The organism is Streptomyces niveiscabiei (assembly GCF_001419795.1).
In the GTDB taxonomy this organism is placed as follows: Bacteria; Actinomycetota; Actinomycetes; order Streptomycetales; family Streptomycetaceae; genus Streptomyces; species Streptomyces niveiscabiei.
In genome coordinates, this window is sequence record NZ_LIRL01000171.1 from 1 (window position 1) to 5,821 (window position 5,821).

Genomic DNA, 5,821 nt, shown 5'->3' on the forward strand with positions numbered 1-5,821 from the left:
TCCGACTCTATCAGATCTTTTTCCGATCCGATTTCCTCGGTGCTTTCCGGTTCCCGCTCTCCGCTTTCGCTTCGGGCGTTTCCCTTTCGGCGTTTCCGACTCTATCAGATCCTTTCGGCGTCTGATTCCCAGTCAGCGGGGGTTGTCTTCCCGGCTGTTGGGCCGTTCCGACGAGTGAGACTTTAGCGGATTCCCGCCCTCCGAAGCCAATCGGGGGGCCGCGCCCTTTCGAACGTAGATTCCTCATTTCGCAAATACGCACGCCAAAGACCACGACACCAGGTCGAGTGTTGGTTGGTACTTGCGGAATGGCTGTCCGGGGACCGACCGGGGTCGGCGCTCACGCTGGACAACTCGGAGAACACTACGTACCGGCCCCGGGGGTGTCAACTCCTCCCCCAGGGGCCACCCCGGAGGCGTACGCTGGCCCGCATGACGACGCGTACGTACACCCAGCAGTGGTGGGCCGCCTGACGGCGGCCAGTACTCACGTACGCAGCAACGGCCGCCGCCTCGGCGGCCGTTCTCGTTTCCTCTCCGGGATCGCGGGGGCCGACCGGGTCGGCGGCCCGGACCAGGAGGAGTGGAGATGACGAGGGTCTTCAGCGGGATCAAGCCGACCGGGCACCTGACGCTGGGGAACTACCTGGGGGCCATGCGGCGGTGGGCCGGGGCCGACCAGCATCAGGCGGACGCGGTCTTCTGCGTCGTGGACCTGCACGCCCTGACCGTGGACCACGATCCCGCGCGCGTGCGCAGGCTCAGCCGGCAGGCGGCGACGCTGCTGCTCGCGACGGGGCTGGATCCGCGGCTGTGCACTCTCTTCGTACAGAGCCATGTCGACGAGCACGCGCGGCTGTCGTACGTGCTGGAGTGCGTCGCGACGGACGGCGAGATGCGGCGGATGATCCAGTACAAGGAGAAGGCGCGGCGGGAGCAGGCGCGGGGCGGGAGTGTGCGGCTGTCGCTGCTGACGTATCCGGTGCTGATGGCCGCGGACATCCTGGCGTACGGGACGGACGAGGTGCCGGTCGGGGACGACCAGGCGCAGCACGTGGAGCTGGCGCGGGATCTGGCGGTGCGGTTCAACCAGCGGTACGGCCATACGTTCGTCGTACCGAAGGCGACGCATCCGGGGGTCGCGGCGCGGGTCATGAACCTTCAGGATCCGCTGTCGAAGATGGGGAAGTCCGACGATTCCGGGCCGGGGATCGTCTATCTCCTCGACGAGCCCGACACGATCCGCAAGAAGGTGCTGCGAGCCGTCACGGACAGCGGGCGGGAGGTCGTGTACGACCGGGCGGCGAGTCCCGGCGTCGCGAATCTGCTGGAGATCCTCGCGGCGTGCACGGGCGGGAACCCTGAGGATCTGTCAGGCGTTCACAAGTCGTACGGAGCGCTCAAAGCGGACACCGCCGAGGCTGTGATCGAGACTTTGCGGCCCGTGCAGGCCAGACACCAGGAGTTGTGCGCGGAACCAGGGCATGTGGAAGGGGTGTTGCGGGAGGGAGCGGAGAGGGCGAGGGCCATGGCGCGGCCGACGGTGGACGCCGCCTACCGGGCGATCGGGCTGCTCGAACCGGGTCGGGCAGCCGGACCGATCACGACCGGCGTTCCTGCGGAGCGCTAGGGCCTGTCCGGCGGATCAGGCTGCACGAGAGTGACGGTTTCCGTATCAGTGCCGGTGAGCGGGGTCTGGTGCGTGCAGCTGCAAGGCGGAGGAGGGAGTCGACGCGATGGGGGTCCCCCCTGTTCGAGCGGAGCCGAGAACTTGGGGGAGTCGGCGACCGACGACAACGCGGCAGATGTGCGTGCCAGACCCCGCGACCGCGGCCTGATCCGCCGGACAGGCCCTAGTCCTTCTTGCCGGAGGCGAGCTCGCGGCTGCGGTCGCGGGCCGCTTCGAGGGCGGCGATGAGGGCGGCGCGTACGCCGTGGTTCTCCAGTTCGCGGATGGCGCTGATGGTGGTACCGGCCGGGGAGGTGACGTTCTCGCGGAGTTTGACGGGGTGTTCGCCGCTGTCGCGGAGCATCACGGCGGCGCCGATGGCCGACTGGACGATGAGGTCGTGGGCCTTGTCGCGCGGGAGGCCGAGCAGGATGCCGGCGTCGGTCATGGCTTCGACCAGGTAGAAGAAGTACGCCGGTCCGGAGCCGGAGAGGGCGGTGCAGGCGTCCTGCTGGGACTCGGGGACGCGCAGGGTCTTGCCGACGGCGCCGAAGATCTCCTCGGCGTGCGCGAGGTGGTCGTCGGTGGCGTGGGTGCCGGCGGAGATGACGGACATGGCCTCGTCGACGAGGGCGGGCGTGTTCGTCATGACACGGACGACGGGGGTGCCCGGTGAGAGGCGCTCCTCGAAGAAGGAGGTGGGGATACCGGCGGCGCCGCTGATGACGAGGCGGTCGGCGGGGACGTGCGGGGCGAGTTCGTCGAGCAGCGTGCCCATGTCCTGCGGTTTGACGGTGAGGATCAGGGTGTCGGCGGTCTTGGCGGCTTCCGCGTTGGTGACCGGGGTGACGCCGTAGCGGGCGCGGAGTTCTTCGGCGCGCTCGGGGCGGCGGGCGGTGACCAGGAGGTCGGCCGGGGCCCAGCCGCCTCGGATCATCCCGCTGAGCAGGGCTTCGCCGATCTTTCCGGTGCCGAGGACTGCGACTTTCTGGCTCATGCCGCCATCCTCGCACCGGGCGCAGGGGCCGGGGAGCGTTGTCCGGCTGGCGGAACGCGGTGGTTCACCGGGTGCGGCGGCGCAGGGTCGCGGCGCCGAGGCAGAGGACGAGGAGGGCGCAGCCGGCGACGACGAGGACGTCGCGGACGAAGGCGGCCGTCAGGTCGGTGTGGCGGAGGATCTCGTTCATGCCGTCGACGGCGTAGGACATGGGCAGGACGTCGGAGATCGCTTCGAGGGCGGGGTGCATCGCGTCCCTCGGGGTGAAGAGGCCGCAGAGGAGGAGCTGAGGGAAGATCACCGCCGGCATGAACTGGACGGCCTGGAACTCGGAGGCCGCGAAGGCGGAGACGAAGAGGCCGAGCGCGGTGCCGAGGAGGGCGTCCAGGAGGGCGACGAGCAGCAGGAGCCAGGGGCTGCCGGTGACGTCGAGGCCGAGGAACCAGACGGCGAGGCCGGTGGCGAGCGCGGACTGGACGATGGCCAGGGCGCCGAACGCGAGGGCGTATCCGGCGATCAGGTCGGCTTTGCCGAGGGGCATCGCGAGGAGGCGTTCGAGGGTGCCGGAGGTGCGTTCGCGGAGGGTGGCGATGGAGGTGACCAGGAACATCGTGATCAGCGGGAAGATCCCGAGGAGGGAGGCGCCGATGTCGTCGAAGGTGCGGGGGCTGCCGTCGAAGACGTAGCGCAGCAGGAGCAGCATCAGGCAGGGGATGAGCAGGAGCAGGGCGATCGTGCGCGGGTCGTGGCGGAGCTGGCGCAGGACGCGGGCGGCGGTGGCGGTGGTGCGGGCGGCGTTCAGGACGCGGGTGGGTGCGGGTGCCGTGGTCATCGCACAGTGCCTTTCTCGCGGCCGGCCTCGGTCGCCTCGTCGACCAGGTGGAGGAAGGCGGCTTCGACGGTGTCGGTGGCGGTGCGGGTGCGCAGGGCGTCGGGGGTGTCGTCGGCGAGGAGGTGGCCGGTGCGCATGAGGAGGAGGCGGTGGCAGCGTTCGGCCTCGTCCATGACGTGCGAGGAGATGAGCAGGGTGGTGCCGTGGGCTGCGGCGATGTCGTGGAAGAGGGTCCACAGGTCGCGGCGCAGGACGGGGTCGAGGCCGACGGTGGGTTCGTCGAGGACGAGGAGTTCGGGGGTGCCGAGGAGGGCGACGGCGAGGGAGACGCGGCTGCGCTGGCCGCCGGAGAGGTTCCCGGCGAGGGAGTTCGCGTGGGAGGTGAGGTCGACGTCGGCCAGGACGCGGTCGACGTCCGCGCGGCGGGCGGCGTGCGGGGCGGTCGGGGTGAGGATCGCCGCGAAGTAGTCGAGGTTCTGCCGGATCGTCAGGTCGTCGTACACGGACGGGGCCTGGGTGACGTATCCGATGCGGCTGCGCAGCGCGGGGTGTCCTGCGGGGCGGCCGAGGACGTCCAGGGTGCCGGTGACCTTGGCCTGGGTGCCGACGATCGCCCGCATGAGGGTCGTCTTGCCGCAGCCGGAGGGGCCGAGGAGGCCGGTGATCTGGCCGCGCGGGACGGTGAAGCCGAGGGCGTGGAGGACTTCGCGGGGGCCTCGGGTGACGGTGAGGGAGGCGGCGTGGACGGCGGGGGTGCCGGTGGTTCCGGGCGGCGCTCCGGGGGTGCCGGAGCTTTTATTCATCATGTGCTGAATAATGCGCTCGGCACGGTGGCCCGTCAAGCACGCGCGCGCCCTTCCCGCGCCGCATCACCCCCGCGCGCCACCCGGGAGCCGGTGCGCGATCGACTCGCCCTGCCGACAATGGAATTCATGCGCGGCACGGCGGGGTTCCGGGCCGCGCGTGGCGTTCGTACGAAGCCGCCGTGCCCCTCCCCCGGGCGTGGCGCCCACGCGTCTCCCGCTGCCGACCGGAGGTGCTGTCGAGATGCGCCGTGGCGTTCGCAAGGCCGATCTGTCCGCTTCACTCACCGTGTTCCTCGTCGCGCTGCCCCTGGGTGTGGGCGTCGCGATGGCCTCGGGGGTGCCGCCCGAGCTGGGGCTGGTCACCGGCATCGTGGGCGGCCTCGTCGTGGGGGCGCTGCCCGGGAGCAGTCTCCGGGTCAGCGGGCCGGCCGCCGGGCTGACCGTGCTCGTGTACGAGGCCGTCCACACGTACGGGCTGCATGTGCTCGGCGTCCTCGTGTTCGCCGCCGGGCTGCTTCAGCTGGGGCTCGGGGCGCTGCGGCTGGGGCGGTGGTTCCGGGCCGTGTCCGTCGCCGTCGTGCACGGGATGCTCGCCGGGATCGGGCTCGTCCTGGTCGCCGGGCAGGTGTACGCGCTGGGCGACGCGGACGCGCCGCCGGACGGGCTCGGCAGGCTCGCGGGGCTGGTGGAGCTGCCCGGGAAGGCCGATCCCGTGGCGTTGTCAGTGGGGGGTGCCACCCTGGTCGTACTGCTGCTGTGGAGGCGGTGGCGGCGGGGTTCCCGGCTCGTTCCCGCGCCGCTCGTGGCGGTCGCGCTCGCGGCGGCGGTGACCGGTGGCTTCGGCCTGGAGGTGCGGCGGGTCGAGGTGCGGGGGCTGTGGGAGGCCGTCCGGGTGCCGGGCCTGGCCGACGTGGGGCGGCTCGCGGAGGTCGGGGTGATCGGGACCGTCGTCGCGTTCGCGCTGATCGCGTCGGCGCAGTCGCTGTTCGGCGCGGCGGCCGTGGACGGGCTGCACGACGGAAGGAGGACCGACTACGACAAGGAGCTGATCGCGCAGGGCGCGGGGAACGCGGTGTGCGGGCTGCTGGGGGCGCTGCCGATGACCGCCGCGATCGTCCGGAGCCCGGCTGGGGGCACCCCGGCGGGGGCGCGGACTAGGGCGTCCCGGGTGCTGCCCGGTGCCTGGCTGCTGCTCTTCGCCGCCGCCGTACCGGGCGTGCTCGGCCTGATACCCGTCGCCGCCCTCGCGGCACTCCTCGTGCACGCCGGGTGCGCGCTCCTTCCCGTACGGCAGGTCCGGGCGCTGTGGCGTACGGATCGCGGAGAGGTCCTCGTCCTCACCGCGACCGCCGTCGCCATCGTCCTCGGGAACCCCTTCGAGGGCGTCCTCGTCGGGCTGGCGCTCGCCGTCGCCAAGACGGCCTGGGAGATCAGCCATGTACAGGTCGAGTTCGAGGACCGGGGGGACGGCGTGCTGGTGGTCCGCGTCGTCGGCCACGCGACGTTCCTGCGCCTGC

The 5,821-nt window shown here is 71.5% G+C and carries 5 protein-coding genes; 2 read left to right on the forward strand and 3 right to left on the reverse strand.

Translation table 11 applies throughout. From position 1 onward, the window contains the following. Positions 1-589: 589 nt before the first annotated feature. Positions 590-1,630, forward strand: a complete 1,041-nt coding sequence (trpS, locus tag AOK24_RS09315; protein ID WP_055719581.1) for a tryptophan--tRNA ligase — start codon at positions 590-592, stop codon at positions 1,628-1,630. Positions 1,631-1,853: 223 nt separating this feature from the next. On the opposite strand, the gene proC is transcribed toward trpS, so the two are convergent. From proC to AOK24_RS09330, 3 genes are all read right to left on the reverse strand, one after another. Next, positions 1,854-2,666, reverse strand: a complete 813-nt coding sequence (gene proC, locus AOK24_RS09320; protein WP_055719582.1) for a pyrroline-5-carboxylate reductase — start codon at positions 2,664-2,666, stop codon at positions 1,854-1,856. A gap of 64 nt (positions 2,667-2,730) precedes the next feature. Next, positions 2,731-3,498: an ABC transporter permease gene (locus AOK24_RS09325; protein WP_055719583.1), complete on the reverse strand. Its 768-nt coding sequence runs from the start codon at positions 3,496-3,498 to the stop codon at positions 2,731-2,733. After that, on the reverse strand, positions 3,495-4,304 hold the full coding sequence (locus AOK24_RS09330) for an ABC transporter ATP-binding protein (RefSeq protein WP_055719584.1): 810 nt from the start codon (positions 4,302-4,304) through the stop codon (positions 3,495-3,497). Before AOK24_RS09330 ends, AOK24_RS09325 begins: the two co-directional genes overlap by 4 nt. A gap of 241 nt (positions 4,305-4,545) precedes the next feature. On the opposite strand from AOK24_RS09330, the gene AOK24_RS09335 reads away from it, so the two are divergent. After that, the coding region (locus AOK24_RS09335; RefSeq protein ID WP_055719585.1) for a SulP family inorganic anion transporter at positions 4,546-5,821 on the forward strand (1,276 nt) is incomplete at its 3' end.